Below are 25,553 nucleotides of genomic sequence, written 5' to 3'. Positions count from 1 at the left end.
CCTGACAGTCCCGCATCACCCGGCACCGACCCGGAAGGAGGTCTGACCGTGGCGACACCCGTCCGGTCCAGGCCAGCCGGCGTCGGCCGCACCACCGACTCCCCGCTGCCGTCCGTTCCCGGCGCCAGCCAGGAGGAGATTCGGCGACAGAACCTCGGCGCCGTGCTGCGCTACGTCCACCTGCACGGGCCGACGTCCCGGGCCGAGCTGACCGGTCGGCTCGGCCTCAATCGCAGCACCATCGGCGCCCTGGCTGCCGACCTGGTGGCCAGTGGGTTGGTCACCGAGGAGGCGCCGACCACCGCCCGCCGCGCCGGCCGGCCCTCTCTGGTGGTCAGCCCCCGCTCCGACCGGGTCTACGCACACGCCCTGAGCATCGACGCGGACCGGCTGCGCGCCGCCCGGGTCGGTCTCGGTGGGCAGATCCTCGATCTGCGGGAGATTCCTCGACCCGGTGGCATGTCGGCGATCGACGCCGTCAGGCCCCTCGCCGACCTGGTCCGTGACATGGAACGCGCCGTGGCCCCCGACGCGCTGCTGGTCGGCGGCGCGGTCGCGGTCACCGACACCACCCGCGACCCGGACGGCAGGATCCGGATCGCCAGCGTGGACGAGACGCTCGGCCCCGCGCTCGAGGCGGAGTTCCGCGCCGGCCCGGGTTTCGTGGCGGGAGACCTGGCCGACATCGCCGGCGTCGCCGAGCACGTCCGCGGGGTGGCGGTGGGCATCGACGACGTCATCTACCTGCACGGCGACCTGGGCATCAGTGCCGGCATCATCGTCGGTGGCCGGCTGATCATCGGTCACCGCGGCCACAGCGGCAAGGTCGGTCACATGGTCGTCAACCCGAACGGTCTGCCCTGCGGCTGCGGCTCACGCGGCTGTTGGGAAACCGAGATCTCCGAAGCCGCGTTGCTGCGGCATGCGGGCCGGGACCCGAGCGACCGCGGGGCGGTGGCCGAGGTGCTGCGCGCGGCCGCAGACGGCGACCGGACCGCCCGGGAGGCGGTCGAGCAGGTCGCCGACTGGCTGGGCTTCGGTGTCGCCAACCTGGTCAACGTGGTCAACCCGGACGCCGTGGTGTTCGGGGGAACCCTGCGCGACATCTTCACCGCCGGGGCCGACGTGGTGCGCGAGCGACTGGAGACCATGCCGCTGCCGGCCTCCCGCGAGCACCTGCGGCTGCGCGCGGCGGCCCTCGGTCGTGACGCCGTCCTGATCGGCGCCGCCGAGTTGGCGTTCGACAAACTCCTGGCCGATCCGCTCAACGTCGGCGTGGCCGGCCAGGCCGCAACCACCGAGCCCGCGTAGCCGCGACTGCCGACCCCCGTCAGGGAGTCGGCACCTCCTCCAGCACGCTGCTGCCGTTGCCCGGCCGGGACTCCCACGACCAGGTCTCGTGCAGCCGGACCCGACCGTCGGGCAGCATCGACACCTCCGAGACGCAGTGCCCCGAGGACGTCTGCCCGTCGGCGTTGAGCTGGACGTACCGGAAGTCCAGTCGGTCGTTCTCGCGGGTGCCGACGAGGTGGCCGCGTCGGATGGACCCGCCGGCGTACTCGGCCCACACCTCGCCGGCCCGCTCGTGGTACGCGAACACGGTCTGCGTGCCCACCTCGCCGGCGACCACGTCCGCCACCGCGCGGAACCGCCGCCCGTCCAGGGAAATCGTCATGTCCCGAAACTAGTCGACGCATCGTTCCCGTATTGCCTACCGTATGTTGTACGGTAGCGGCCGTTGGTGGTTGCGGGAGAGGAGCGCTGTGACGACAAGAGGTGACGCGATAGTGGCCGAAGGCCTGCGTAAGCGGTATCGGGACCGCCCCGCGCTGGACGGCTTCGACCTGCGGGTGCCGCAGGGGACGGTGTGCGGCCTGCTCGGCCCGAACGGGGCCGGCAAGACCACCTCGGTACGCATCCTGTCCACCCTGCTGCGACTGGACGAGGGTCGTGCCGAGGTCGCCGGGTTCGACGTGTCCCGCCAGCCGGACCAGGTGCGCTACCGCATCGGGCTGGTGGGGCAGCATCCCGCGCTCGACGAGGCGCTGAGCGGTCGGCAGAACCTGGTGCTCTTCGGCCGGCTGTTCCACCTGGGTCGCCGCCGGGCCCGCCAGCGGGCGGTCGAGTTGCTGGAACGCTTCGGTCTCGCCGACGCGGCCGAGCAGCCGGTCAGCACGTACTCGGGAGGTATGCGCCGTCGGCTCGACCTGGCGGCCGGGATGATCCTTGCTCCCGCGGTCCTCTTCCTCGACGAACCGACGACGGGTTTGGACCCGCGTGGCCGCAACGAGGTGTGGGAGTCGGTCCGGGAGTTGGTGCGCGCCGGCACCACCGTGCTGCTCACGACCCAGCACCTGGACGAGGCCGACCAACTCGCCGACCGGATCTCGGTGGTCGAGGCCGGCCGGGTGATCGCCGAGGGAACCCCGGACGACCTCAAGACCCAACTCGGTGGCGACCGGATCGAGGTGGTCGTCGCGGCCCCGGCCGACCTCGCCGCCGCCGTCGCCCAGGTACGCCGGGTGGCCGACCGCGAGCCGACGGTCGACGTGGACCGGCGGATGGTCAGCGTTCGGGTCGGCCACCAGGCCGGCGCGCTCGTCGACGTGTTGCGGGCGCTCGACGCCGTGAACGTCCCGGTGGCGGACGTCGCGTTGCGCCGCCCCACCCTGGACGACGTGTTCCTGCACCTCACCGGGCACCCGACACGAACCGCCGAGGAGGTGGCGGCATGAGCGCGGCGAGCGTCCCGACCCCGGTGGTGGACCTGACGCCCGGTCGGCCGGCCCTCCTGGCCGACAGCAGCACCCTGATCTGGCGCGGCCTGGCCCGGTGGCGACGCGACCCTGGCCCGCTGGTCGCCTCGCTCGGCTTCAACATCCTGATCGTGCTGATGTTCGCCTATCTGTTCGGTGGCGCGTTGCAGGTGCCCGGCGGTGGCAGCTACCGGGAGTTCCTGATGCCCGGCATGTTCGTGATGACCATGGTGTTCGGCATCAGCCTCACCACGATCGCCGTCGCCGAGGACCTGGAACGAGGGATGACCGACCGGCTCCGGTCGATGCCCGTCTCACCGCTGGCCCCGCTGGTGGCCCGGGCCGTGGCCGACCTGCTGTTCGCCGTGGTCACCCTCGCGGTCCTGCTGGTGACGGGTCTCGCGATCGGCTGGCGGGCGCACGGCGGGGGCGGTGCCACGCTCGCGGCGGTGGGGCTGATCCTGCTGCTGCGCTTCGCCCTGATCTGGGTCGGCATCTTCCTCGGGTTGGTCACCCGCGGGCAGACCGCCGTGGTGGCCGTGCAGACCCTGGAGTTTCCGCTCGGCTTCCTCTCCAACGCGTTCGTCGCACCGTCCACCATGCCCGCGTGGCTCGGCGCGGTGGCCGCCTGGAACCCGCTGTCGGCGACCGTCGGCGCGACCCGCGAGCTGTTCGGCAACCCCGGTTGGGGTGGCGACTCCTGGGCGGCGCAGCACTATCCGTGGCTGGCGGTGCTCTGGCCGGTCGTCCTGGTCGCGATCTTCCTGCCGCTCTCGGTCGCCCGCTACCGGCGACTGGCCGGCTGACCCGCCCGACGGGTGCGCCCCCGGTGGTCGACCCACCGGGGGCGCGGTCCGTCAGCCTCCCGGCCGTAGCACCCGGCCGGGGCCGGCGGCGTTGTCGGCGGCGGCCTGGCTGCGCTGCGCACCGGTGACGCAGACGTCGTCGCCGATGAACGCCTCGCGCCACACGTAGCCGGCGACGCAGGTGTGTGGGCCGTACGGGCCACTGACCCAGCGGCTTGCGGCGACCGCGTTGTCCGCCAGCACCTGCGAGCGGGTCGTGCCGCTGACGCAGACGTAGTCGGACTGGTCGGCGTCGCGCCAGACGTACCCGCTGACGCAGGTGTTCGGGCCGGACACCAGCCGGGCCGGGTTGCGCCGGGACGCGGCGGCGGCGTTGTCGGCGGCGGCCTGGCTGCGCTGCGCACCGGTGACACAGACGTCGTCCCCGGCGTACGCCTCACGCCAGACGTAGCCGGCGACGCAGGTGTGCGGGCCGTACGGACCGTTCACCCAGCGGCTCGCCGCGGCGGCGTTGTCCGCCCACACCTGGCTGCGGGTCGCACCGGTGACACAGACACGGTCGCCGGCGCGGGCCTCGCGCCAGACGTAGCCCTGGAGGCAGCGGTTGACCACGTCGGTGGTCACCGTCACCGACGCGGCGTTGCCGGAGAGCCAGTTCACGCCGATCTGCACGCCGTTGGCGTTGAGCGACTGGGCCGGCCCGCCGCCGGGCCCGGTACGCAGCAGGGTGGGCGTGCCGTTGCGGACCTCGTGCAGCAGCACCGTGTCGGCGGGGATGGCGGCGCTCCAGCCGGTCTTGCGGCGGAACTCGACGGTGTAGTAGCGGAACAGGTCGGCCGGGTCGAACGGGATCCGGATCAGCTGCGGGCCACTCGCGGCGGGCACCTCCAGCGGGGCCAGGGTTAGGGCGCGCGAGCCGACCCCGTCGGCGCCCATGGTGAAGATCCGGTTCTTCGGCAGCCAGCCCAGCTCGTCGCGGTGCGGCCCGTTGAGCCCGACCGCGCTGGTGCCGTAGTTCGCGGTGTTGAACGCGTAGATGTTCATCGCGCTCATCTCGTCCCACGGGTCGTCGTACTCGCCCGGCTGGGACCACGGCGCGTTCTGGTACGTCGTGTCGTTGGAGAACGAGTGGCCCAGGTTGTAGCCGTGCAGCATCTCGTGTGCGGCGAAGCCGACGTTCCAGGCGCCCGGGTCGAGCAGCACCCGGCCACCGGCCGCGCCGGAATCCACCCAGTCGTTGAGCATGACCGCGATCCGGTTGCCGGCAGGCACCGCGTAGCCGGCGGTCGCCGCCGTGTCCACGCAGCGCTGGATCCGGGTCCACCGGTCGGTCGACTGGAACTGCGCCAACGTGTACGGCATCGTGTACCAGCCCCGCACCACCGAGCCGGCCAGCGACACCCGCCCGCCGGACTGGTCGGCGAGGTAGTCCGCCACCCCACCGGTGCCGACCCCGGCCGCGGTGAGGAAGTTGGCGAAGTGCGACGGGGGTTGTGGCTCCGCTGGCTTGTCGCTGAACTTGCACAGCAGCACCGACCAGGCGGTCGCGTTGCGGATGGGGCTGGCCGTCGCCGGGGCGGCCGGCAACGCCACCGCGCCCAGCATGGCGCAGGCGAGGGCCACGGCTGACGCGGCGACCCGACGGAGGATTCTGGACTTCACGCGTGTGCTCCCATCGCTTCGACCCGCCGGATACGGGCTCCGCGGTCCACATCGGAGCACTGATCGTGATCGGACGGATGCGTTCAGTCGCGTTGGCGACGGGCCGGAATCCGACTCCGCTGACGAGTGCTCGCCGAGGCCCCCGCCCCCCGACGAGCACCCGTCGCCCGCTACGCGATCCGACGGATCCGGCGCACGGCGAGATAGAGCAGGAGCAGGGCGAGGGCGACGAAGATGCCCGTCTCGATGCCCTGGAACAGCCAGAACCGGTCCGCCGGCTGGTACGACTGCCAGTTGTACGCGCCCGGCTCGATGCCGAGCTCCGCCCCGCAGGCCCGACCCTCCGGCCCCTTTCCACCCGGCGGACACTGGATCCGGGTGTCCTCCGCGATCAACGTCCCGTCGGGGTTTCGGACGCCCTGGGTGAGGATCCAGTCCCCCCGGCTGATCTCCGGTGGCCCTTCCCCCTCGATGGGGAAGGTCTGGGTGCGGGCCGGCTGGTAGTGCCGTCGAGCCAGGATCTCCACCGCCGCCCGTACGCCGATGAACCCGGCGAGGGTGATGCCCATGGCGGGCAGCATCCGCTTCCAGACGGTGCCGGCGAAGACGCCCAGCGCGACGGCGAACAGGGTGTAGCCGATCGGGACGATGCCCTGAAGGTCGAAGACGATCATGCCGAGCCGACCCTCGTGCGCGACCTGGGTGAGCGGGTCGACCCACCACGACATGCCGAGCCCGTAGACCGCCGCGAGGATCACGACGGCTGCGCCCACCAGCCCGAACTTCACCAGAGCCCAGCGGGTCCGGCCGACGCCCTGGGTCCAGACGAACCGGTGCGTGCCGTGCTCCACCTCGCGGGCGACCAGCGGGGCGCCCCAGAACAGGCCGACCAGCGCCGGCAGGGTGATCAACAGCACGGCCACCAGGTTGAGGCCGCCGTACTGGTTGCCGAAACGCCGGAAGCCTGCGTCGCAGGCCTCCCGGGTCGCCGCCGCCACATTGGCGTCCGCGAGCTGGCGTGCGCAGTCCGTCAGCCCGAGGTCGGCGAAGGTGTGCCGCATCGACAGGCCGATCGGCACCAGCAGAGCGGCGAGCGCCGTGAGCGCCAGCAGGGTGTAGAACGCCTGCTTGCGGTGTTGCCGCCAGGTCAGCCAGATCATGCTGCCACTCCCCACTCGCTGTGACTGGTCTGCGTGGTGCCGTCGGCCAGGTAGGCCAGCACGACGTCCTCCAGGCTGACCTCGCGGACCGTCCAGGCCGGGTCGGTGACCGGGCCGTCGGTGCGGACCAGCAGCGTGGACTGCCGGTCGGTGTGGCTGGCCCGGATCACGGCGGCGACGCCCCCGATGACGCCGCCGTCGTGCCGTGGGCCGACCAGGTGCCGGTGCCCGGCAACCAGGTCCTCGACCGGGCCGGTGAGCTGCACCTGGGCCGAGTTGAGCACGATCAGGTAGTCGCAGACCCGTTCCAGGTCGGCCAGCAGGTGCGAGGAGAGCAGGACGGTGGTGCCGGAGTCCGCCACGCTGCCCATCAGCGACTGGAGGAACTCCCGTCGGGCCAGGGGGTCGAGGCTGGCCACCGGCTCGTCGAGCAGCAGCAGCCGGGGCTGCTTGGCCAGCGCGAGGGCGAGCGCCACCTGGGCCCGCTGCCCGCCGGAGAGCTTGCCGACCGGCTTGTCCGGTGGGATGCCGAGCTGCGCCAACCGCTGGCGGGCCAACGCGGCGTCCCACCGCCTGTTCAGCTTGCCGCCGGCGATGACCAGCTCGGCGGCGGTGAAGTCCCGGTACAGCGGGGTGTCCTGGGCGACGAACCCGATGTCGGCCAGGCCCTCCGTGTCGCCGTAGGGGGATCTGCCGAAGACCCGGACCGCGCCCGCGTCGGGCTTGAGCAGGCCGACGGCCAGGTGCAGCAGGGTGCTCTTTCCCGCGCCGTTCGGCCCGACCAGCGCGGCGATCCGGCCGGCCGGCAGGTGTAACGAGCAGTCCCGCAACGCCCAGGTGCTGCCGTACCGCTTGCCCAGCCGGTCGGCTTCCAAGACCATGTCCATTCTCTGTCCTCTCGTTCCGCTCATGCGTGCTCCTTGCGCGGGGCATCGTCGGCGAGGGTGGCGCGCAGGGTGGTCTCCACCAGGGCGATGACGTCCTCCGCCGTGAGACCGGCGGCCTGCGCCCGGTCGAGCCAGGCGACCAGGTCGTCGCGTAGCTCGGCCTGGTTGGGCAGGGAGGCGCCGGCCAGGGTGCGCCGGACGAACGTGCCCACCCCGGGTCGGCCGCCGACCAGACCCTCGATCTCCAGTTCCCGGTACGCCTTCAGCACCGTGTTCGGGTTGATCGCCAGGGATTGCGCGACATCCCGGACCTTCGGCAGCTGGTCGCCCGGCGTCAGCAGGCCGACCCGCAGAGCCTGTTTCACCTGCTGCACGAGCTGCATGTAGGTGTTCACCTTCGACCGGCTGTCCAGTACGAACTCGATCACTCGTGATGATCCTTCCTGTTGTCCTACGACAGTAGGACTAGTAGACAGCTTCATCGGCGGCCGGCCTGCTGTCAAGGCCGGCGCGGCGAGTCCGCTCCGGCACGGCGCGTCACAGGGGGAGTCCCGGCGTGTCGACGGTGCTGGCACCAGCAGGCCAGAGGTTGGCACCGACGGGTCAGCCGGACGGGAAAGGACCGGCAGCGATCCGTGTGGACGGGGAGGTGTGCGATGGTCACCAACGAACTGACGACGTCGAGGGCGACTCCACTACAGGTGGCCCGCGCCCGGGGGCGCGTACGCGGGCGGTTGATCCTGCTCGGCCCCGCGTTCGTCGCCGCCGTGGCGTACGTCGACCCGGGCAACTTCGCCACCAACTCCGCCGCGGGTGCCCGCTACGGCTACCTGCTGGTCTGGGTCGTGGCCGTCGCCAACCTGATGGCGATGCTGGTGCAGACGCTCACCGCGAAGCTGGGTCTGGCCACCGGGCGCAGCCTGCCCGAGCTGTGCCGGGAGCGGCTGCCCCGGCCCGTGAACCGGGTGATGTGGGTGCAGGCCGAGTTTGTCGCCATGGCCACCGACCTGGCCGAGGTGATCGGCGGCGCCGTTGCCCTGTACCTGCTCTTCGGCATCCCACTGCTGCCCGGCGGGCTCATCATCGGCGCTGCCTCGTTCGCCGTGCTCGCCCTGCGCTCGCGCGGGTACCGCGCCTTCGAGATCGCCATCGCCGTCCTGCTCGGTGTGATCGTCCTGGCCTTCGCCGCGAACCTGCTGGCCTCCGGCTCCGACCCCGGCTCCGCGATGGCCGGCCTGGTGCCGCGACTCCAGGGCACCGACAGCGTGCTGCTGGCCGCCGGCATCCTCGGTGCCACCGTCATGCCGCACGTCATCTACGTGCACTCGGCGCTGACCCGCGACCGCATCCCCGCCGCCGACGACACCGAGCGCCGGATCCTGTTCCGTGGCCAACGCACCGACGTGCTGCTCGCCCTGAGCGCGGCCGGCGCGGTCAACCTCGCCATGCTGCTGATCGCCGCTGCGAGCTTCCGTGGCGGCGGCCCGGGTGGCGCGGACAGCCTGGAGGGGGTGCACGCCGGGCTCGGCCAGACCATCGGCACCGCCGCGGCGTTCGGGTTCGCCGTCGCACTGCTGGTGTCCGGGCTGGCCTCCACGAGTGTCGGCACCTACGCCGGGGAGGTGATCATGCAGGGCTTCCTGCGACGGCGGATCCCACTGCTGCTCCGCCGCCTGGTCACCCTGCTGCCCGCTCTGGCCGTGCTCGCCATCGGCCTCGACCCCACCCGCGCCCTTGTGCTGTCCCAGGTCATCCTCAGCTTCGGCATCCCGTTCGCGCTGATCCCGGTGGTCGCCTTCACCCGACGCCGCGACCTGATGGGCAACCTGGTCAACCACCCGCTGACCACCGCCGCCGCGTCCCTGGTTGCCGTCCTGGTGGTCGCGCTCAACGCCTTCCTGCTCTGGCAGGTCGTCGCCGGCTGAGCTGGCGGGCCGGCTGGGCCCGGCTGAGCTGGCTGGGCCGGCTGGGCCGGCTGAGCTGGCTGGGCCGGTTGAACCGTCCGGGCGCCGACATCCGCACGAGCGTTATGCCTGTGAGTCATTTTTATGACTCACAGGCATAACACACGTTGGCGACCCTCCGCCCCGACGTGGGCGGCGGGCCGGCGGTGTACGCGGTCAGGTCCGACGGCCCTCGTCGCGGGTGGGGATCTCCTGGCGCTGTTCGAGGGCGTCGGCCGGGTTGGCGTCGGCCGGCAGCGACGTCACCTCCTCCAGCGTGCCCGCCGGGAAGGCACCCTGCTCGGCCAGGTCCGCCTCGGACGCCTCCGGGTCGAGGTCACCCGACACCCGGTCCGGCGGCCCGTAGTCGACGGCGTTCTGCCGCTGCTCTTGGGCATCGGCCTCCGGGGGAGGAAACGTCTCGCCCTGATCATCGGGGTACGTGCTCATCGGAGCCTCCTGACCAGCGGGTGTCGACATGCCGCCGGGCCGCTGCCTACCCGTTGCGGATGAACGCACGCCTGGCGGCCGTATCGCGCCGAGGGGAATGCTGGCGCACGGAAACGGCCACTGCGAGGTGGCCGTTCAGGATGCAGGGAGCGCCTGTCGAACGCCCCTAACCTTCACTGGTCCGGGCTGCTGTCCTTGACGTAGACGCCGGAGCCGGGCAGTGACTCCGTGAGCCCTTGCATTTTCAGGATGAGGAACACGCGGTCGGCGACGAAGCTCGAAACTTCGTACTGCTCGCACAGCTGCGCCCGACTCGGCAAGCGTGAGCCGGGCGGAAACTCTCCTGCCTTGATCCGCTTTGTTAGGTCATCGGCAACGCGCTGGTAGGCGTACTGCGGCGGCACTGGTGGTTCCCCTATCGGTCGGCACCGTCCACTCAATCACCCATGGAGAGTGCTTGACTAGCAATGGGTAGCCATGGCAGGTTTCTGGTAGCGCTCCTGTCGGTCGGCAACTGGCGGGGTGCACGGATAGCGGTTCGGTCACCTGATCAGGGATCGGTGGCCGAACCTGCCCCTACGGAGGTGCAGCCGTGGCCATGGACGATGGACCCGTAACGCCGGCACTGGTCATCTGGACTGCTCAGCGAGTGATCACCCAGCATGACGAGCCACCGGGCGAGCATCGGATCGTCGGCCGTTGCGGGCAGTGTCAGGACGGCAGGTGCGAGATGCTGAGCTGGGCACGGGACACGCTCAGGGCGTATCGCCGGTGATCGAGCAGGAGCTGCCCCGGTCGGTGTGGGTGCCGATGCTGGCCCAGCAGACCGTCGCGCAGCACGACGCACGCGGATCGTGCGAGCGGTGCCGACCGCAGGGATGTCAGGCGCTGTCCTGGGCTCGGGACCGGTTGGAGGTGTACCGCGTCGCCGGCAACCGGCGGCATGGGCAGTAGAAGCCTCCGTCTGCACGGCGGGTGGTCTTCGGGACCGTTCGGCGCAGCCAGCGCGGCGTTCGGCTCGTACCCGTGCCGTTGCCGGTCCGGGGCACCTCGTCAATCGTCAAGCATCAATGGATGTGTCGGGACGTGGTTGCTGTTTTCGGCGGACGGCACCACACCGAGATCCCGGACCACCTGCGAGGAGAGGGAACACCCATGCGATGGAACGCACGACGGGCCGCCGCCGGCGGCTTCGGGCTCGTCCTCGGTGCCGTGCTGGCACTGGCCCAGGTCGCACCCGCCCAGGCGGAGTCGAACGGCGGCGTACGCGTGATGCCGCTCGGTGACTCGATCACCGACGGGTTCAACGTGCCCGGCGGGTACCGGATCAACCTGTGGCAGCGACTGGCCGCGGGCGGTTACACGGTCGACTTCGTGGGCTCGGGGTTCAACGGGCCGGCCAGCCTCGGTGACCACGACCACGAGGGTCACTCGGGCTGGCGCATCGACCAGCTCGACGCCAACATCGTCACCTGGTTGCGGGCCACCGACCCGCGTACCGTGCTGCTGCACATCGGCACGAACGACGTGAACCAGAACTACAACCTGGCCAACGCTCCGGCCCGACTCTCCGGTCTCATCGACAAGATCAGGTCGACGGCTCCGGGCGCGGACATCTTCGTCGCCACCATCACCCCGGAGTCCGACCCGAACCTGGAGGCCCGGGTACGGGCGTACAACGCGGCGATCCCCGGCATCGTGGCGCAGAAGGGCAGCAAGGTGCACCTGGTCGACATGCATGCCGCGCTCACCACCGCCGACCTCGCGGACGGCGTCCACCCCAATGCCGGCGGGTACGACAAGATGGCCGCCCGCTGGTACGACGCGCTGCGCTCGGTGCCCGACAGCCTGGTTCCGGCGGGCGGGCCGCCGGTGGGCGCCCCCGTCGGCCTGGTCAATCCGACCTCCGGGCGTTGCCTGGACGTCTCCGGCGCCAGCACCACCGCTGGTGCCTCCACGATCATCTGGGACTGCCACGGCGGCACCAACCAGCGCTGGACCCGGACCGCCGCCGGGGAACTGCGGGTCTACGGCGACCGGTGCCTGGACGTGAACGCGGGGGCCAGCGCCGACGGCACCAAGGTGCAGATCTGGACGTGCAACGGCACCGCCGCGCAGCGCTTCACCTTCCGCACCGACGGGACGATCGTGCTCACCTCCGCCGGCAAGTGCGTGAGCCTGACCTCCGCCGGCACGGCCAACGGCACGACCACCCAGCTCTGGACGTGCAACGGCACCGGCGCGCAGCGCTGGTCCACCCGGTAGCGGACGCCCGGCCGGTCCACGCCGTACCCCGGTGGGACCGGCCCTGGGCGGCCCCGGACCCGCCACGGCCGGTGCCGCGCGCTGCGGCGCGACCCCCAGGTGGTTGCCTCGACAGACGCCTACCCCCCGGATGACCGCCGTGGGTGGCCGGGATCGGCCAGGATGGGCGGGTGGCCGGGTCACGGCCGCGACGAGGAGGGTGGGCGATGCGGGTACGCGGGCGGTTGAGGTGGGGGCGACGTGCCCGTGTCGGGGCGGTGCTGGCGGCCCTGCTCACCGGCGTGGTGACACCTGCCGTGCTGCTCACGCCAGGTACGGCGGGCGCGGCGGCGGCCGCCGGTGCGCCCGTGTGCGAGATACGCGACGACCGGCTCAAGGAGATCTCCGGGATGGTCGCCACCGACGACGGGTACGTGGTGGTCAACGACGGGGCCGACGACGAGGCCCGCCGCCGGATCTTCTTCCTCGACCAGCGCTGCGCGGTGGTCCGGACGGTGTCCTACCCGACCCAGCCTCGCGACACCGAGGACCTGGCCGTCGGCCGGGACGGCACCGTCTGGGTCGCCGACATCGGCGACAACGACCGCTCCCGCACGACGGTCGCGGTGTGGCGTCTCGCGCCCGGGAAGGACAAGCCGGTGCTGCACCGGATGGCGTACCCGGACCGCCCGCACGACGCCGAGGCGTTGCTGCTCGACGCGGACGGCCAGCCCCTGATCGTCACCAAGGGTGGCAGCGGCACAGTCTTCCTGTACGCGCCGAGCACCGCGCTGCGGCCGGGCGCGACGACGCCGCTGGCCCCGGCCGGCCAGGTCTCGCTTCCGACGACCGACACCAGCAACCCGTTCTCGTTCGTCGGGCGGGGTGTGGTCACCGGCGCGGCGAACGCGCCGGACGGGCGTCGGGTCGTGCTGCGCAGCTACGCCGACGCCTTCGAGTACGACGTGCCCGACGGCGACGTGGTCAAGGCATTGACCTCCGGCACCCCGCGGATCACCCCGTTGCCGGACGAACCCCAGGGCGAGTCGATCACCTACAGCCGCGACGGCGGGTCGTTGCTCACCGTCTCCGAATCCGCCGACCAGCCGCCGGGGACCCGCCCGACGATCCTGCGGTACCCGGCCCCCGACGGGCCGGTGACCGCCGCACACCCGACGGCATCCGTCGCCCCGGTGTTGCCCACCGCTGTCCGTCCGATCGCCGAGGACACCGTCGGCCTCGGGGGTCGGACCTGGCCGCTGATGGTCGGCGGCGGGACCCTGCTGGCGCTGCTGGCCGTGGCCGGTGTGCTGCGGTGGAGGTACACCGCGCGTCGGTGAGGGGGCGGGCCGGTGCGGCAGGATGGGCCCATGTCCGTGCTGTCCACGTTGCGTCACCCGATCGTCGCCGCCCCGATGGCGGGCGGCCCGTCCACGCCGGCGCTCGCGGCAGCCGTCTCCGCGGCCGGTGGGCTGGGCTTCCTGGCCGCCGGGATGATCGACACCGGCCGGCTGGTCGCCGACGTCGCCGAGGTCCGTGCCCGCACCGACCGGCCGTTCGGCGTCAACCTCTTCCTGCCCGATCCCGGCGGCGTCGACGAGGCCGCCATCCAGGCGTACGCGCGACGGCTCGCCCCACAGGCCACCGAGCGCGGGGTGAGCCTGGGCGCACCGGTGGGCGGCGACGACGCGTACCCAGAAAAGCTGGCCGCGCTCCTCGCGGACCCGGTCCCGGTGGTGTCCTTCGTGTTCGGGCTGCCCGACCGGGTGGCGGTGGCCGCCCTGCGCGAGCGGGGCACCGAGGTGTGGGCCACGGTCACCCGCCCGGCCGCCGCGACCGCCGCCGCGGACCTGGGCGTGGACGCGGTGGTGGTGCAGGGCACCGAGGCCGGTGGGCATCGTGGTGGCCTGCCGGACGACGACGACTACGCGCTGCTGCCGTTGCTCCGGCTGGTCGCCGCCGGTTGCGACCTGCCGCTGGTGGCGGCGGGCGGCATCGTCGACGGCCCCGCGGTGGCCGCCGTGCTGGCTGCCGGTGCCGCCGCCGCGCAGCTCGGCACGGCGTTCCTGCGGTGCCCGGAGGCGGGCAGCTCACCGATGCACCGGGCGGCAGTGGCCAGTGCCGCGCCGACCGCGTTGACCCGGTCGTTCACCGGCAAGCGGGCCCGTGGCCTGGCCAACGACTTCCTTCGCCAGCACGACGCGGCGGCGCCGACCGGCTACCCCCAGGTGCTGCACCTGACACGTCCGCTGCTCGCCGCCGCCCGTCGTGACGGGGACGCGTCGGTCGCCAACCTGTGGGCCGGGCAGGCGCACCCGCTGGCCCGGGACCTGCCGGCGGCCGAGGTGGTCACCGAGGTGGGGGCGGGGGCGCGGGCGGCGCTCGCCGCAGCGGTCGAGCGGTCGACCCGCTGGGGATGACCAGGGCGCCGGCAACCGGCCCGGGCGGGCGGGGCAGGGTGGGCCGGAAACCCGTTAGAGTCTCGCCGTGATCGAGATCGGTGCGCAGGTCGACCTGTCCCACCCACCCGACCGGGTCTGGCTCGCACTGACCGACCGACAGCTGCTCGGCCGGTGGTTCGCCGAGGCCGAGACGGTGGAGGGCGTACCGGACCGGCTGCTGCTGCACACCGCCGGCTTGCCCGGCTTCCAGGCCAACGTCGAGGTCGAGGTGACCGAGCGGCGGGAGCCCGAACTTCTCGTGCTGGCCTGCGACGAGGCCGGCCGGCTCAGCGAGCTGACCTGTGCGGTCACGGCCACCAAGCAGGGCTGTCGGCTGGAGATGCGGGAGGTCACCACGCACGGCGCGTGGTCCGCCGAGCAGCACGAACCACGCGAGCAGCAACTTCGGCAGGCGCTGACCGTACGGCTGCCGGCGATCCTCGACTGGCTCGCCTTCCGACAGGTCGATCTGCGGCGCGTCGACGGCGGGATGACGGCAGAACTGCCGCTGGTCGGCGCCCCGGGCGGGCCCGCCCGTGCCCGTCGGCGTCGCCGGCAGGTGGCCGCCGCGCTGATCGCGGTGGTGGCCGTCGGAGGGGTGGCGGCGTGGGTGGCACTTCCCGCCGGATCGGAGCAGCGCGCCGCGCCGCCCTCGGCCCCGTCGCCGTCGCCGTCCGCGACGCCCGTCGCGGTCGCCGTCACTCCGCAGCCGACCGCCTCGGTACGCCCCTCCCGAACGTCCGCGTCGCCGACCGCCCGCCCGAGCCGGAGCCCGTCGGCGAAGCCGTCGCCGTCCCTCGCGTCCGCCCCGCCGCCCCCGCCGCCGCTGACCGCCAGCTACGACACCGACTCCAGTCGGCTGTTCGGCTACACCGGGGAAGTGGTCCTCGGCAACCCTGCCGCCACCGCCGTGGAGGGCTGGGTCGTGGTGGTCAACCTCCCCGACGGCAGCACCGTCGACGACGCCGACGGCGCGGACTGGCGACAGGACGGGCGGGCGGTCACCTTCACCGGCGCGCCCGTGCCCGCCGGCGGGTCGCAGACATTCCGTTTCGACGTACGCGACAACCGGCCGAAGGCCCGCGAACCGGAGACCTGCACGGTGGACGGCAAACCCTGCGCCGGCCTCTGACCTAGGCTGCGGTCATGGCACTGCTGCACCGGGCCACGCTGCGCCCCACGAAGCTCGACCTCCTGGCGGCCTGGCTGCCCAGCCAACCCTGGTTCCTCGGGCCGACCGACGTCGCTGGCGAACTGGCCGGCGTCACCGGCGGCCTGACCGCCGCCGATCTGGTGAGTCGGGGCGCGTACCGCTTCGACGACCCGGCCGACGAGGTCGGCATCGAGACGATGTTGGTCAGCACCGCCGACGGGCCGGTCCACCAGGTTCCGCTCACCTACCGCGCCGCGCCTCTCGACGGGGCCGACGACTGGCTGGTCGGCACCACCGAGCACTCGGTGCTCGGCACGCGCTGGGTGTACGACGGTTGCGCGGACCCGGTCTACGTCGCCGCGCTCGCCCACGCGATCCTCGCCGGTGGCGGTCAGGCCGAGCAGTACTTCGAGGTGGACGGTCGGCGTGAGCTGCGCGAGCCGACCGTGACGATCGCCGTCAGCGGCACCGGGGACGCCGACGTGGCACCGGTCGGCGCCGTGCGTCGGGTGGTCGACGAGGACGACACCACCATCGTCACCGACTCCGCCGACCTGGTCGTCGTCCGTCGGCCGGGCCCCGGCGACGCCACCGGGCCCACTCTGCTCGGTAGCTGGGACGGTCAGCCGACAACCGTGCCGCTGGCGTACGCCCGGACGCGCTGAACGTGCGGTGGGCGGCCCGACGAGTCGGACCGCCCACCGCGTTCACCACTGCGCCGGAGGCGGGGGCGGCGACACGGGTGGCCGGTCGTCGCAGGTGATGGTGTTGGGCAGCAGCCACGGGGCGAGCCAACCGCCGTCGTTGCCGCCGAGGTCGGTCAGGGTGAACTCCGAACCGGCCGGGGTGAAGTGGAACGAACCGCAGTTGTTGACGCCGACCGCGCCCACGTTGCGCGCGTCCACGTTGGCGAACGAGGCGGACCCGGCCGCACGGGCGCTGACCACCGAGGTGCCGGTGCCGTCGACCCGGACGTCCCGGAATTGCACGTTGGTGATCGAGTAGAGGTCCTTCACCGGCCAGTCGCTGACCAGCATGATCGCGTTGTACGTGTTGTCGAGGTAGGCGTCGCCGGTCACCTGGATGTCCGCGTCGATGCTCCGGTCCAGGGCGAAGATCCAGATCGCGCCCAGCCCGATGTTCCAGTTCAGCTCGTACGTGCCGGCGCGAGCGGTGGTGTTGTTGGTGAACCTCAGGTGCCCGGTGAACGGCTCCGCGCCGAAACGGGCACCGACGTGGAGGCCGCTGCCCTCACGCACCGGGTCGGCGACGAGGTTGTGCGAGACGGTGGTGTCCGTACCGCCGTAGATGGCGATGCCGTTGGCCAGCGTCGGTGACTGCACGGTGTTGTGGTCGAACGTGTTGCGTGCGTTCGCCGTCTTCTCCGACCACATCGCCAGGCCGTCGTCGCCGGTGTTGCGGACGAAGTTGTGGGCCGCGACGGAGTCGGTCACACCGGTGTGGAAGTTGAGCGCGTCGGCGATCTGGTCGACGATGATGTTGTTGGTGACCCGGACGTTGCGCGCCGGCCCGTCGAACCACACGCCCACCTTGGTGTGGTGCAGGTAGAGCCCGTCGATGGTCGAGTCGCTCATCGCGCCACCGATGGCGTTGACCTGGTCGGTGTCGATGCGTTCCCGGACGTCTCCCTCGATGGCGAAACCGGAGAGGTGGACGTTGCGGCTGCCGCCGTCGGCGGCCTCGCGGCCGTAGAAACCGACGCCGGTGTGCACCGAGCCGTCCGGCGCGGGCGTCGGCAGGGCGACCTCACGGCCCTTGATGATGGTGTGCCAGTTACCGGCGCCCTCGATGGTCACGTCGTCGACGATGATGTGCCGGTTGACCTGGTAGGTGCCCGGCGGGATGTAGACCTTGAGGTGGGTGCGCTTGGCGAAGGCGATGGCCCGGTCCAGTGCGTCGGCGGAGTCCCGCCGGCCGGTGGGGTCGGCCCCGAAGGCCAGCACGTTCGCCGCGAGCAGCCGGACGTGCGGTGGCGCGACCAGCTCGGAGTCGAGCAGGTCGATGACGGTCCAGGCGGCGGCACTGCCGGGCGGCGCGGTGAGCCGGATCTTGTCGCCGGCCCGGTAGGTGCGCCCGAGCAGCAGCCGCTGCTCGTCGTAGAAGTGGGTGGGCCGGAACGGCGTGCTGATGACCGGGGCCGGCGTGGTGGCCGACGGCACGCACTGGCACTCGGTGATCCACCAGTCCGGGTGCAGCAGCCCGGCCTGGGGGTCGTTGGAGAACGGGTACTGGTTGTAGAGCCACGAGTACTGCGACGTGAGCGTCATGGTGCGCACGTGCTTGCCGTTGACCCCGACCCGCAGCGGCGCGGTGATCCCGCCGCCCTGTGGCGCGTCCGGGATGCTGTACCGCACGGTGATCCCGTTGGCCGCGCTGGGCAGGACGAACTCCACGTACTCGCCGGGGGTGAGCCGGACCGCCCGGCGGCCGGAGGCCTCCGCGGGCAGCGTGTAGGCGGAGCGGTCGGGCCCGATGATCTCGCCGGTGGTGCGGGCGTTCTCCGCCTCCTGCTCGACGAAGTCGACGTCCGCGCCGCGCCCGGCGACCAATGCCGGGTCGAGGGCGGCCCGGGTGACGACCGGCTGGGCGCCGCCGGACGTGGATGGACTGGCGGCGGCGACGGTGGGCCCGGCGACCAGCACGGCGAGGCCGGCCGCGAGCGCGACAGCGGTGCCGCTGGGCCTGCCGGGGCGTCCCCGCGCCGGCATGAGGCTGCGAAACATCGGTGACCCTCCTGAGTGGGTGGTGGTGGAGGTCCGCCCGGCGTTCCCCCGACGCCCGACATTGATCGTCATGATGCAGCACCAGACATCGCACTGCAAGACGCCTATCGAACAATGAAAATAACGGGCTATAGGGCCGCAAGAAATGGACGGTTGTCGAGTTGAGATGTCCCGCGTTGCCTGCCCCGCCCAGCTCACGGCCGGGCGTAGGCTGACCCCCGTGGATCAAGAAGACCGGATCGCCCTTTTCCTCGACTACGAAAACCTCGCGCTGGGCGCACGCGACCACCGTGGCGGCGCGGATTTCGACTTCCGGCCCATCGCGGACGCGCTGGCCGAACGAGGTCGCGTGGTGGTCCGCCGGGCGTACGCCGACTGGTCGTACTTCGACGAGGACCGCCGGATGCTCACCCGGTCGCACGTCGAGCTGATCGAGATCCCGCAACGGATGGGCGCGTCCCGTAAGAACGCCGCGGACATCAAGATGGCCGTCGACGCGATCGAGCTGGCCTTCGAACGCGACTACATCTCCACCTTCGTGATCTGTAGCGGCGACAGCGACTTCACCCCTCTCGTGCACAAGCTCCGCGAGCTGAACAAGCGGGTCATCGGTGTCGGGGTCGAGGGGTCCACGTCGGCGTTGCTCCCGCCGGCCTGCGACGAGTTCCTCTACTACGACCGGCTGGAGGGCGTGGACATCCCACCGACCCGCAGCCGGCGGGGCCGTTCCAGCCGGCCGGCCGGCACGGACCAACGCCCGCCGGAGCAGGAGCTCGAGCGGGAGCGAGAGCGCGAGCCCGAGGTGGACCGTCGGCCCGCCGGGGAGGAGCCCGGCCGGGACGTCGACGCACTCGCCGTGCTGGTCGCCCAGACCGTGGCCGGGCTACAGGGCAGCGCCAACGGTGAGGTCACCGCCTCCCGGCTCAAGCGCACCCTGCTGCGCAAGGACCCGACGTTCAGTGAGTCCGACTACGGCTTCCGCACCTTCGGGGAACTGCTGCGGCACCTCGCCGAGCAGACCGTGATCGAGCTGGCCGAGGGCCCCGCCAAGGGTGACCCGGAGGTCTCGCTGCCCGAGCACGGCGACCGGGAGGTGGCCTTCGGGCTGCTCCGCGGTGTGGTGGCCGAGCTGGGCAGCAGCGGAAACCCGGTGGCGCTGTCCGGCTTGAAGAACCAGCTTCGCCGGGCCCGCCCCGACTTCAGCGAGAAGAAGCTCGGCTACCGCAGCTTCCTCCAGTTCTGCAAGGCCGCCGCCACCGAGGGAGTGGTCGACCTGCGCTGGAGCCCGGAAGCCGACGACTACCTGCTCACCGCACAGGGGTGAGTGGCCCGCACCGGTCATCGACCGCCATCGAGCGGAGGTGCCGGAGAAGCCCATAGGGTGGGTGGCAGGGCTGCCCCGAGGGCGAGGTGAGCGTCGGTATGCCGGCACGTGGCGAGTGGCCACTCGTGGGCCGCGACGACGAGTTGAAGTCCATCGAGGACGTCGTGTCGGCGCAACTGCCCGGCCTGGTCCTCGTCGGCGACGCCGGGGTGGGCAAGACTCGACTGCTGCGCGAGGCGATGACACGGGCCGCCGGGGACGGCGTGGAGTGTCACTGGGTCTCCGCGACCGGGGCCGCCCGGTCCATCCCGTTCGGGGCCGTCTCCCACCTGATTCCCGCGCCGACCCGACCCCGCGCCGACCCGGTGGGGCTGGTCGTCAGCGTCGAGCGCGACTTCGCCCGGCGCGGCGGCGGTCGTCCGGTGCTGATCGGCATCGACGACGCGCACCTGCTGGACGAGCCCTCGGCGGGGCTGCTGCACCAGCTCGCCGTGCACGGCCTGGCGACCGCGGTGGCGACCGTCCGCTCCGGTGAGCCGCTCTCCGACGCGCTCACCTCACTGTGGGCCGGTTCCGGCCGCCGACTGGACGTACGCCCGCTGCCGGCGACCGCGGTGGACCACCTGCTCGACGAGGCCGCACCCGGTCCGCTCGACGCGATCAGCCGTCGCCGGCTCACGCGCCTCGCCGACGGCAACCCCCTGCTGCTGCGGGAGCTGCTGGCCGACGCGATGGACACCGGAGGGCTGGTCGAGTCGCGCGGGGTCTGGCGGTGGCGTGGCACCGCCTCGGGCAGCCCCCGGTTGGCCGAGCTGGTCAGCGCCCGGCTGCGCGCCCTGGAGCCAGCCGCCCGCCAGGTGCTGGAGGTGGTCGCCTGCGGCGAACCGCTCTCCCTGACCCTGCTGGAACGGTTCACCGACTCCGCCGCCATCGAGGCAGCCGAACGCAGCGGCATGGCGGTCGCGGAACGCTCCGGCGCCCGTACGGCCCTGCGGATGGCCCACCCGCTCTACGGCGAGGCGCTGCGGGCCAGTATGCCGGCCAGCCGCTCGCGGACGGTCTTCGGGCAGCTCGCCGACGTGCTCGCCAGTATGCCGCTGCGCCGCCGCGACGACGCGCTGGTCGCCGGGGTGTGGCAGCTACGCTCCGGCAGCGTCCGCCACCCGGGCATCGCGCTGGCCGCCGCCCGCCAGGCCATCGACCGGTTCGACATCGACCTGGCCGAGCGGTTGGCCCGCACCGCCTACGACGCGGAGCAGGGCTGGGAGGCACAATGGCTGCTGGCCCGGGTGTTGCAGTACCAGGCGCGCAGCCAGGAGGCGTTCGACATGCTGCCGCCGGCCCCGCCGCCCGGCAGCAAGCGGCTCGCCATCTGGGCGATCACCCGCGCCGGGCTGCTCTACTGGGGCCTGGACCGGATCGACGAGGCACACGAGACGTTGGCGATGGTGCCGGCCGGCTCGCCGGGCCACGACCTGACCGAGGCCACCCGGTCGTGGGTGCTGTTCTACGACGGACGATGCGAGGCGGCGCTGGACGTCGGCCAGGCCGTGCTGACCCGACCCGACATCGGCGTACGCGCCGCCAGTTGGGCGACCATGGGCGCTGCCTCGGCGGCCGGGATGCTCGGCCGACTCGGGCTCGCGGCGGAGCTGGCCGAGCGGGGCCGCGCGGTGCTCGCCGCCGAGCCGGAGCGGCTGCCGTGGAACGAGGCCCAGGTCGGGTTGGGGCTCTGCTACGCCCGCTATGCCGCCGGGGAGCTGACCGGGGCAGCCGAGCTGGCCGATCAGGGCTACCGCGACGCGGTCGCCAGCGACGCGCGGGGGATGGTCGCCGTGTGGGCGGGGTTCCGGGGCATCATCGGCAAGACCCAGGGTCGCCTCGCCGCCGCCGAGGCCGACCTGCGGGAAGCCATCGCACTGGTGGAGGAGAACGACCAGTACCACCTGGTGCGCACCTACTGGGCCGAGCTGGCCGGCGTCCGAGCCCTGGCCGGTGACGTGCCCGGCGCCCGCCGGTGGCTGGCCGCCGCCGACGCCCGGGAGCGCGCCGCCAACCGGATCTTCCACCCGTGGGTCGAGCTGAACCGCGCCTGGGTGGAGGCGGCCGAGGGCGACCTCACCGCCGCGATCCGTACCGCCCGCAACGCCGCCGACCTGGCCCGGGGCAGCGAGCAGCCCACCATCGAGGCGGTCGCGCTCTACGAGTGCGCTCGGCTGGGCGCGCCGGAGCCGGTACGGGACCGGCTGGTCGACCTCGCCGGACACCTCGGCGGGTTGGCGTCCACGCTCGCCAGCGCGGCCGACGGCCTCCTCCGCGAGGACGGGGAAACGCTGGAGACGGCGGCGGACGACCTCGTCGCCCGTGGGCACACCCTGCTCGCGGCGGAGGTGCTCGGCGCCGCCGCCCGCGCGTACGCCCGACACGGCCGGCCCCGGGTGGCGGTGGCGCAGCGGGCCGCGACGTTGGCCCAAAAATGTCGGCCCGTCCGGACGCCACTGCTCGCCGCGACTGCTCCGGGTGCCGAGCAGGCGACGCTGACCCGCCGGGAGCGCGACGTCGCCCTGCTCGCGGTGGCCCTGCCGAGCCGCAGCATCGCCGACCGCCTGGGGCTCTCGGTCAACACCGTCAACAACAACCTGGCCCGGGTCTTCACCAAGCTCGGCGTCCGCAATCGTCACGAGCTGGCGGTGGTGCTCGGCCACGACCAACCGGGCGCGGGGTACAGGTCACCGGGTGCGATCCGCTCTCCACAGTAGGTAAGGACGACTGATCTACCGGGTTACCGCACGCCTGCCTACCGTGCGGTAACACCTACCGGTGCCTTTCAGTCCCCTGGAGGACGGCATGAGCCAACTGGATACGAGCGGGCCGCCAGGACCGCGACCCACCAGGTCAGTCCACGTCCACAATGCTTTCTTCGCCATCGGGGTGGCGGTGGTGGTGGCCCTGGCCACCACGCTGGTCGCTCCGACCGCCGGCGGTGCCCCGTCCACCCCCGTGGTCGCCAAGCCGGAGCCGGTGTCGTACGACGCCCCACCGTGCACCCGCGAGCTGGAGGGCACGACCTGGCTGCTCGACCCGTGCGTCAAGCCGGGCGGGAAACTCCCGGCCGAGGTCGAGGCACGGCTCACGCAGATCCGTACCCACAATGCCGCCGCAGCCACCGGCTGCCCCGACCCCACGGAGTCGCCGTCGGCCTCGACCTCGCCGACCCGGGAGACCCGGCCGCCGATGTCGGCGGAGGCGGTCGCGCAGGGGGCGCCCGACGCGAGCGCGACGGCACCCACGTCGACGGCGTCGCCCACCGGGTCGCCCACCTCCACGGCGTCACCGACCGGCACGCCCTGCCCGTCCGGCAGTGCCTCGCCGTCGGGCAGCAGCTCTCCCTCGGGTACGACGTCACCGTCCGGGACCGCCTCACCGTCGGACACTGCCTCTCCCTCGGACAGTGCGTCTCCCTCGGACAGTGCGTCTCCCTCGGACAGTGCGTCCCCGTCGGACAGTGCGTCGCCGTCGGACAGTGCTTCGCCGTCGGACAGCGCCTCTCCGTCGGACAGTGCGTCGCCGTCGGACAGTGCGTCGCCGTCGGACAGCGCGTCGCCGTCCGGGACGGCCTCGCCGTCGGAGAGCACCTCGCCGTCCGGCAGCGCCTCCCCGTCCGACTCGGCGTCGCCCAGCGAATCGGCGTCGCCCACCGACCCGCCGCCGACCGACCCGCCCACCGGACCCACCGGTGGACCGCCTCCACCACCACCCCCGCCGCCGACCGGATGCCCGAACGTGAGCGGCAACCCGACGCTGGTGGACGCGAACAAGGACCGGATCCGCTGCCGTGAGGTGCAGACGGTCTCGGACGACACGGTCCTGACCCTCACCGGGGACTCGATCAGCTCGTCGCACCACCAGTTCGGCTTCGGTGTGGGCCCCGGCTGCCAGATGACCTCGTCCGACGGTCGAGGTATGCCCGGCAACAACGGCGTCTACAGCTACGGCCGGCGCTACTTCGACATGGACGGCAGCGTCGTCGACTACGACAACTACGCGCGCACCGGGTACGGCACCGGCGACATCATCGCCGGTCGTGCCGGCCCCGACGCCTGCGGCAACGCCTGGGGTCGGGTGGCCAGCCCGCTCGGCCTCGCCACCGCCCGGATCGCGAAGGCCAAGGCGGACGGGCACAACGCGTACCACGCCACCACCGGCGGCGTGAACAACACCAACTGGACCACCGTGCTGACCCGGCTGGCCATGTGCCGCGGTCTCGAGTTCGCGGCGGAGACACTGGACCCGTACGGCGTGTTCCGCTTCGAGTGGGCGGCCGTGGGCGGCAAGGCCGGCATCGTCACCAATGGTGGCGGCTGCAACTTCTGGCTCGACCTGCCGGTCGGCGAGGACTACTACGTCAACATCGGTGTGCCGCGCTACAACGGCCCGGCCCAGTACGCGGGCATCACCGGCGACGCCACCAGGATCGTCAACTCGCTGTTGGGCGCCGGCGCCGACAAGGTGGTGTGGATGCTGTACTACGACATCACCCCGGCGAACGTCGACGTCGGCCTGTACGCCTGGGCCAAGCTGAAGTCGTTCCTGCCGACCGGGGTGCACTCGTACCTGCCGGAGGCGCCGGTGTCGACACTGCAACCGCTGATCGATCCGCTCTGGGTGGGCACCGTGCGGGGTGTGATCAACGATCTCAACTGGGCTATCCAGCTCGGCGTCCCGTTCGACCCGGCTGTCCGGGTGGCAACGCCGCCACCCTTCACTCCCAGTGACATCCAGATCACTCAGGAGGGTGGTTCGCCGCACCCCAGCCCCTCGGGGCAGGACGCCTTGGCCAATGCCCTGGCCGGTGCGTTCAGCGATATCTGATAACAGCCTGATCCGCCACTCAGGACGGGGAGGATCCGCCATCGCGGTTCCTCCCCGTCACCGGATCGGTCGAAGTACGCCTGAATTATGGCTATCGCCCTGGTATCCACCCGCCTGCGCCGTACCCTCGACGCAAAAATTGCTATACGGTCGGCGAATGAAGGTCGAGGAGCACTGGTGGAACGGAGACACGACCCCGCGCGGGCGCCGGGACGTGTATATCCGTACTGACGGGCAGGGTTGGGAGGTCCGCGCCCAGATCGGTGGGGCGTCGGGTCGTGAGCGGGTGCAGCAGTGCCCCAGCCGGGCCTCGGCGGCCATCCTCGCCGACGCCTGGCGCGGCACCCACCCTTCCTGGCGCGAGCTAAAGCAGCGCTGATCCGGCTCCGGGCCGGGCCGGCAACGCTCCTGGGCTCCAGCCCGGCGCGCTCGCCGGCCGGCCCGGCGCTCGGTACCCAGCCGACCGCTCGGTACCCAGCCGACCGCTCGGTACCCAGCCGACCGCTCGGTACCCAGCCAACCGCTCGGTACCCGGTCCCGATGCGACCTTCGCGATCGAGGCAGCCGCCTGTTTTCAGGGCCGTGGGTTCCCGGGTCGCCGACGACAGCTGATCCTCTTGGTGCGCGGCGGCGCACCGTGTACCGGTGTCCCCGCCGTCAGGCCGGGTAGTCGGAGGTGCCCGGTCGTGGGTGCTCGGAGGTCCCCGGTCGTGGGTGCCTCGGAGGTGCCCGGTCGTGGGTGCTCGGAGGTCCCCGGTCGCGTCCGATGGAGGTCGTCATGTCGCACGGTCCCGACGAGGAGAACCCCAGGCTGGATCAGGAGGTCCGGGAGGCCGAACGTCGGCTCGGCGACGACAGCAAGCCGTCGGACGACGCGTTGACCGACGACGACGCCCGGGTGCCGGACGACGCCCCTTCCGAGCAGGACCAGGCACCTGAGCCGGACGACCGTCAGTCGACCTGACACGTGCCCTCCCGCCCGACCCGACGACCCAGCGACCCGGCCGCCAGGCCACCTGGGCTCCTGGGCTCCTGGGCCACGCTCGCTCGGCTCCTGGGCCACCCGGGCTTCGCTCGCTCGGCTCCTGGGCCATCCGCGCCCGGCTCCCGC

At 72.3% G+C, this 25,553-nt stretch carries 24 protein-coding genes; 15 read left to right on the top strand and 9 right to left on the bottom strand.

Annotated features, from left to right (window positions below):
- Positions 1-48 precede the first annotated feature (48 nt).
- The gene (locus tag LADH09A_RS05030) at positions 49-1,311 is read left to right on the top strand and encodes an ROK family transcriptional regulator (RefSeq protein WP_238643549.1); all 1,263 of its coding nucleotides are present in this window, start codon (positions 49-51) and stop codon (positions 1,309-1,311) included.
- 19 nt (positions 1,312-1,330) lie between these two features.
- Here LADH09A_RS05030 and LADH09A_RS05025 read toward each other — a convergent pair whose 3' ends face one another.
- The gene (locus LADH09A_RS05025) at positions 1,331-1,675 is read right to left on the bottom strand and encodes an avidin-fold protein (protein ID WP_238643548.1); all 345 of its coding nucleotides are present in this window, start codon (positions 1,673-1,675) and stop codon (positions 1,331-1,333) included.
- Positions 1,676-1,718: 43 nt separating this feature from the next.
- Between LADH09A_RS05025 and LADH09A_RS05020 the strand changes: the two genes are divergently transcribed.
- Together LADH09A_RS05020 and LADH09A_RS05015 are read left to right on the top strand one after the other, a co-directional pair.
- Positions 1,719-2,735 carry an ATP-binding cassette domain-containing protein gene (locus LADH09A_RS05020; protein WP_274529044.1) on the top strand — a complete coding sequence of 339 codons (1,017 nt, stop codon included), beginning with the start codon at positions 1,719-1,721 and terminating at the stop codon, positions 2,733-2,735.
- Positions 2,732-3,562 (top strand): ABC transporter permease, encoded by an 831-nt coding sequence (locus tag LADH09A_RS05015; RefSeq protein WP_238643546.1) that lies wholly within the window; start codon positions 2,732-2,734, stop codon positions 3,560-3,562. Before LADH09A_RS05020 ends, LADH09A_RS05015 begins: the two co-directional genes overlap by 4 nt.
- Positions 3,563-3,613: 51 nt before the next feature.
- Here LADH09A_RS05015 and LADH09A_RS05010 read toward each other — a convergent pair whose 3' ends face one another.
- The 4 genes from LADH09A_RS05010 to LADH09A_RS04995 form a co-directional block, all read right to left on the bottom strand.
- Complete coding sequence (locus LADH09A_RS05010; RefSeq protein ID WP_238643545.1) at positions 3,614-5,224, bottom strand: metallopeptidase domain-containing protein; 1,611 nt, start codon at positions 5,222-5,224, stop codon at positions 3,614-3,616.
- Between the two features lie 170 nt (positions 5,225-5,394).
- On the bottom strand, positions 5,395-6,384 hold the full coding sequence (locus LADH09A_RS05005) for an ABC transporter permease (protein WP_238643544.1): 990 nt from the start codon (positions 6,382-6,384) through the stop codon (positions 5,395-5,397).
- On the bottom strand, positions 6,381-7,271 hold the full coding sequence (locus LADH09A_RS05000) for an ABC transporter ATP-binding protein (RefSeq protein ID WP_238643543.1): 891 nt from the start codon (positions 7,269-7,271) through the stop codon (positions 6,381-6,383). Before LADH09A_RS05000 ends, LADH09A_RS05005 begins: the two co-directional genes overlap by 4 nt.
- Positions 7,272-7,291: 20 nt before the next feature.
- Positions 7,292-7,699 (bottom strand): GntR family transcriptional regulator, encoded by a 408-nt coding sequence (locus LADH09A_RS04995; RefSeq protein WP_238643542.1) that lies wholly within the window; start codon positions 7,697-7,699, stop codon positions 7,292-7,294.
- A gap of 228 nt (positions 7,700-7,927) precedes the next feature.
- Here LADH09A_RS04995 and LADH09A_RS04990 point away from each other — a divergent pair, with 228 nt between their 5' ends.
- On the top strand, positions 7,928-9,196 hold the full coding sequence (locus tag LADH09A_RS04990; protein ID WP_238643541.1) for an Nramp family divalent metal transporter: 1,269 nt from the start codon (positions 7,928-7,930) through the stop codon (positions 9,194-9,196).
- 195 nt (positions 9,197-9,391) lie between these two features.
- On the opposite strand, the gene LADH09A_RS04985 is transcribed toward LADH09A_RS04990, so the two are convergent.
- Positions 9,392-9,664, bottom strand: coding sequence for a hypothetical protein (locus LADH09A_RS04985; RefSeq protein ID WP_238643540.1), 273 nt, complete (start codon positions 9,662-9,664; stop codon positions 9,392-9,394).
- Positions 9,665-9,837: 173 nt separating this feature from the next.
- Positions 9,838-10,068, bottom strand: coding sequence for a winged helix-turn-helix domain-containing protein (locus LADH09A_RS04980; RefSeq protein ID WP_238643539.1), 231 nt, complete (start codon positions 10,066-10,068; stop codon positions 9,838-9,840).
- 319 nt (positions 10,069-10,387) lie between these two features.
- Between LADH09A_RS04980 and LADH09A_RS04975 the strand changes: the two genes are divergently transcribed.
- The 6 genes from LADH09A_RS04975 to LADH09A_RS04950 all read left to right on the top strand — a co-directional run bounded on the left by LADH09A_RS04975 (position 10,388) and on the right by LADH09A_RS04950 (position 16,167).
- Positions 10,388-10,618 (top strand): hypothetical protein, encoded by a 231-nt coding sequence (locus LADH09A_RS04975; protein WP_238643538.1) that lies wholly within the window; start codon positions 10,388-10,390, stop codon positions 10,616-10,618.
- Between the two features lie 201 nt (positions 10,619-10,819).
- Positions 10,820-11,929: a ricin-type beta-trefoil lectin domain protein gene (locus LADH09A_RS04970; protein WP_238643537.1), complete on the top strand. Its 1,110-nt coding sequence runs from the start codon at positions 10,820-10,822 to the stop codon at positions 11,927-11,929.
- A gap of 206 nt (positions 11,930-12,135) precedes the next feature.
- Positions 12,136-13,248, top strand: a complete 1,113-nt coding sequence (locus LADH09A_RS04965) for an NHL repeat-containing protein (protein ID WP_238643536.1) — start codon at positions 12,136-12,138, stop codon at positions 13,246-13,248.
- Positions 13,249-13,278: 30 nt separating this feature from the next.
- Positions 13,279-14,328 (top strand): nitronate monooxygenase, encoded by a 1,050-nt coding sequence (locus LADH09A_RS04960; RefSeq protein ID WP_238643535.1) that lies wholly within the window; start codon positions 13,279-13,281, stop codon positions 14,326-14,328.
- A gap of 67 nt (positions 14,329-14,395) precedes the next feature.
- The gene (locus LADH09A_RS04955) at positions 14,396-15,481 is read left to right on the top strand and encodes a cellulose binding domain-containing protein (RefSeq protein WP_238643534.1); all 1,086 of its coding nucleotides are present in this window, start codon (positions 14,396-14,398) and stop codon (positions 15,479-15,481) included.
- Between the two features lie 14 nt (positions 15,482-15,495).
- Positions 15,496-16,167 carry a CG0192-related protein gene (locus LADH09A_RS04950; RefSeq protein WP_238643533.1) on the top strand — a complete coding sequence of 224 codons (672 nt, stop codon included), beginning with the start codon at positions 15,496-15,498 and terminating at the stop codon, positions 16,165-16,167.
- A gap of 42 nt (positions 16,168-16,209) precedes the next feature.
- Here the strand turns inward: LADH09A_RS04950 and LADH09A_RS04945 are convergent, their stop codons facing one another.
- Complete coding sequence (locus LADH09A_RS04945) at positions 16,210-18,246, bottom strand: glycosyl hydrolase family 28-related protein (RefSeq protein WP_238643532.1); 2,037 nt, start codon at positions 18,244-18,246, stop codon at positions 16,210-16,212.
- Positions 18,247-18,466: 220 nt separating this feature from the next.
- On the opposite strand from LADH09A_RS04945, the gene LADH09A_RS04940 reads away from it, so the two are divergent.
- Both LADH09A_RS04940 and LADH09A_RS04935 read left to right on the top strand, forming a co-directional pair.
- The gene (locus tag LADH09A_RS04940) at positions 18,467-19,570 is read left to right on the top strand and encodes an NYN domain-containing protein (RefSeq protein WP_238643531.1); all 1,104 of its coding nucleotides are present in this window, start codon (positions 18,467-18,469) and stop codon (positions 19,568-19,570) included.
- 98 nt (positions 19,571-19,668) lie between these two features.
- Positions 19,669-22,329, top strand: coding sequence for an AAA family ATPase (locus tag LADH09A_RS04935; RefSeq protein WP_238643530.1), 2,661 nt, complete (start codon positions 19,669-19,671; stop codon positions 22,327-22,329).
- A gap of 15 nt (positions 22,330-22,344) precedes the next feature.
- On the opposite strand, the gene LADH09A_RS04930 is transcribed toward LADH09A_RS04935, so the two are convergent.
- A complete protein-coding gene (locus LADH09A_RS04930; RefSeq protein ID WP_238643529.1) occupies positions 22,345-23,295 on the bottom strand; it encodes an MSCRAMM family adhesin SdrC in 951 nt (316 codons plus the stop codon).
- A gap of 58 nt (positions 23,296-23,353) precedes the next feature.
- Between LADH09A_RS04930 and LADH09A_RS04925 the strand changes: the two genes are divergently transcribed.
- The 3 genes from LADH09A_RS04925 to LADH09A_RS04915 all read left to right on the top strand — a co-directional run bounded on the left by LADH09A_RS04925 (position 23,354) and on the right by LADH09A_RS04915 (position 25,406).
- A complete protein-coding gene (locus LADH09A_RS04925) occupies positions 23,354-24,442 on the top strand; it encodes a hypothetical protein (RefSeq protein WP_238643528.1) in 1,089 nt (362 codons plus the stop codon).
- 157 nt (positions 24,443-24,599) lie between these two features.
- Positions 24,600-24,821 (top strand): hypothetical protein, encoded by a 222-nt coding sequence (locus LADH09A_RS04920; RefSeq protein ID WP_030335934.1) that lies wholly within the window; start codon positions 24,600-24,602, stop codon positions 24,819-24,821.
- A gap of 399 nt (positions 24,822-25,220) precedes the next feature.
- Positions 25,221-25,406 carry a hypothetical protein gene (locus LADH09A_RS04915; RefSeq protein ID WP_238643527.1) on the top strand — a complete coding sequence of 62 codons (186 nt, stop codon included), beginning with the start codon at positions 25,221-25,223 and terminating at the stop codon, positions 25,404-25,406.
- Positions 25,407-25,553 lie beyond the last annotated feature (147 nt).

The organism is Micromonospora cabrerizensis (assembly GCF_022230955.1).
Classification (GTDB): Bacteria; Actinomycetota; Actinomycetes; order Mycobacteriales; family Micromonosporaceae; genus Micromonospora; species Micromonospora cabrerizensis.
The sequence above is the reverse complement of the archived record's forward strand: the minus strand, read 5'-3'. Positions and strand labels throughout refer to the sequence as shown.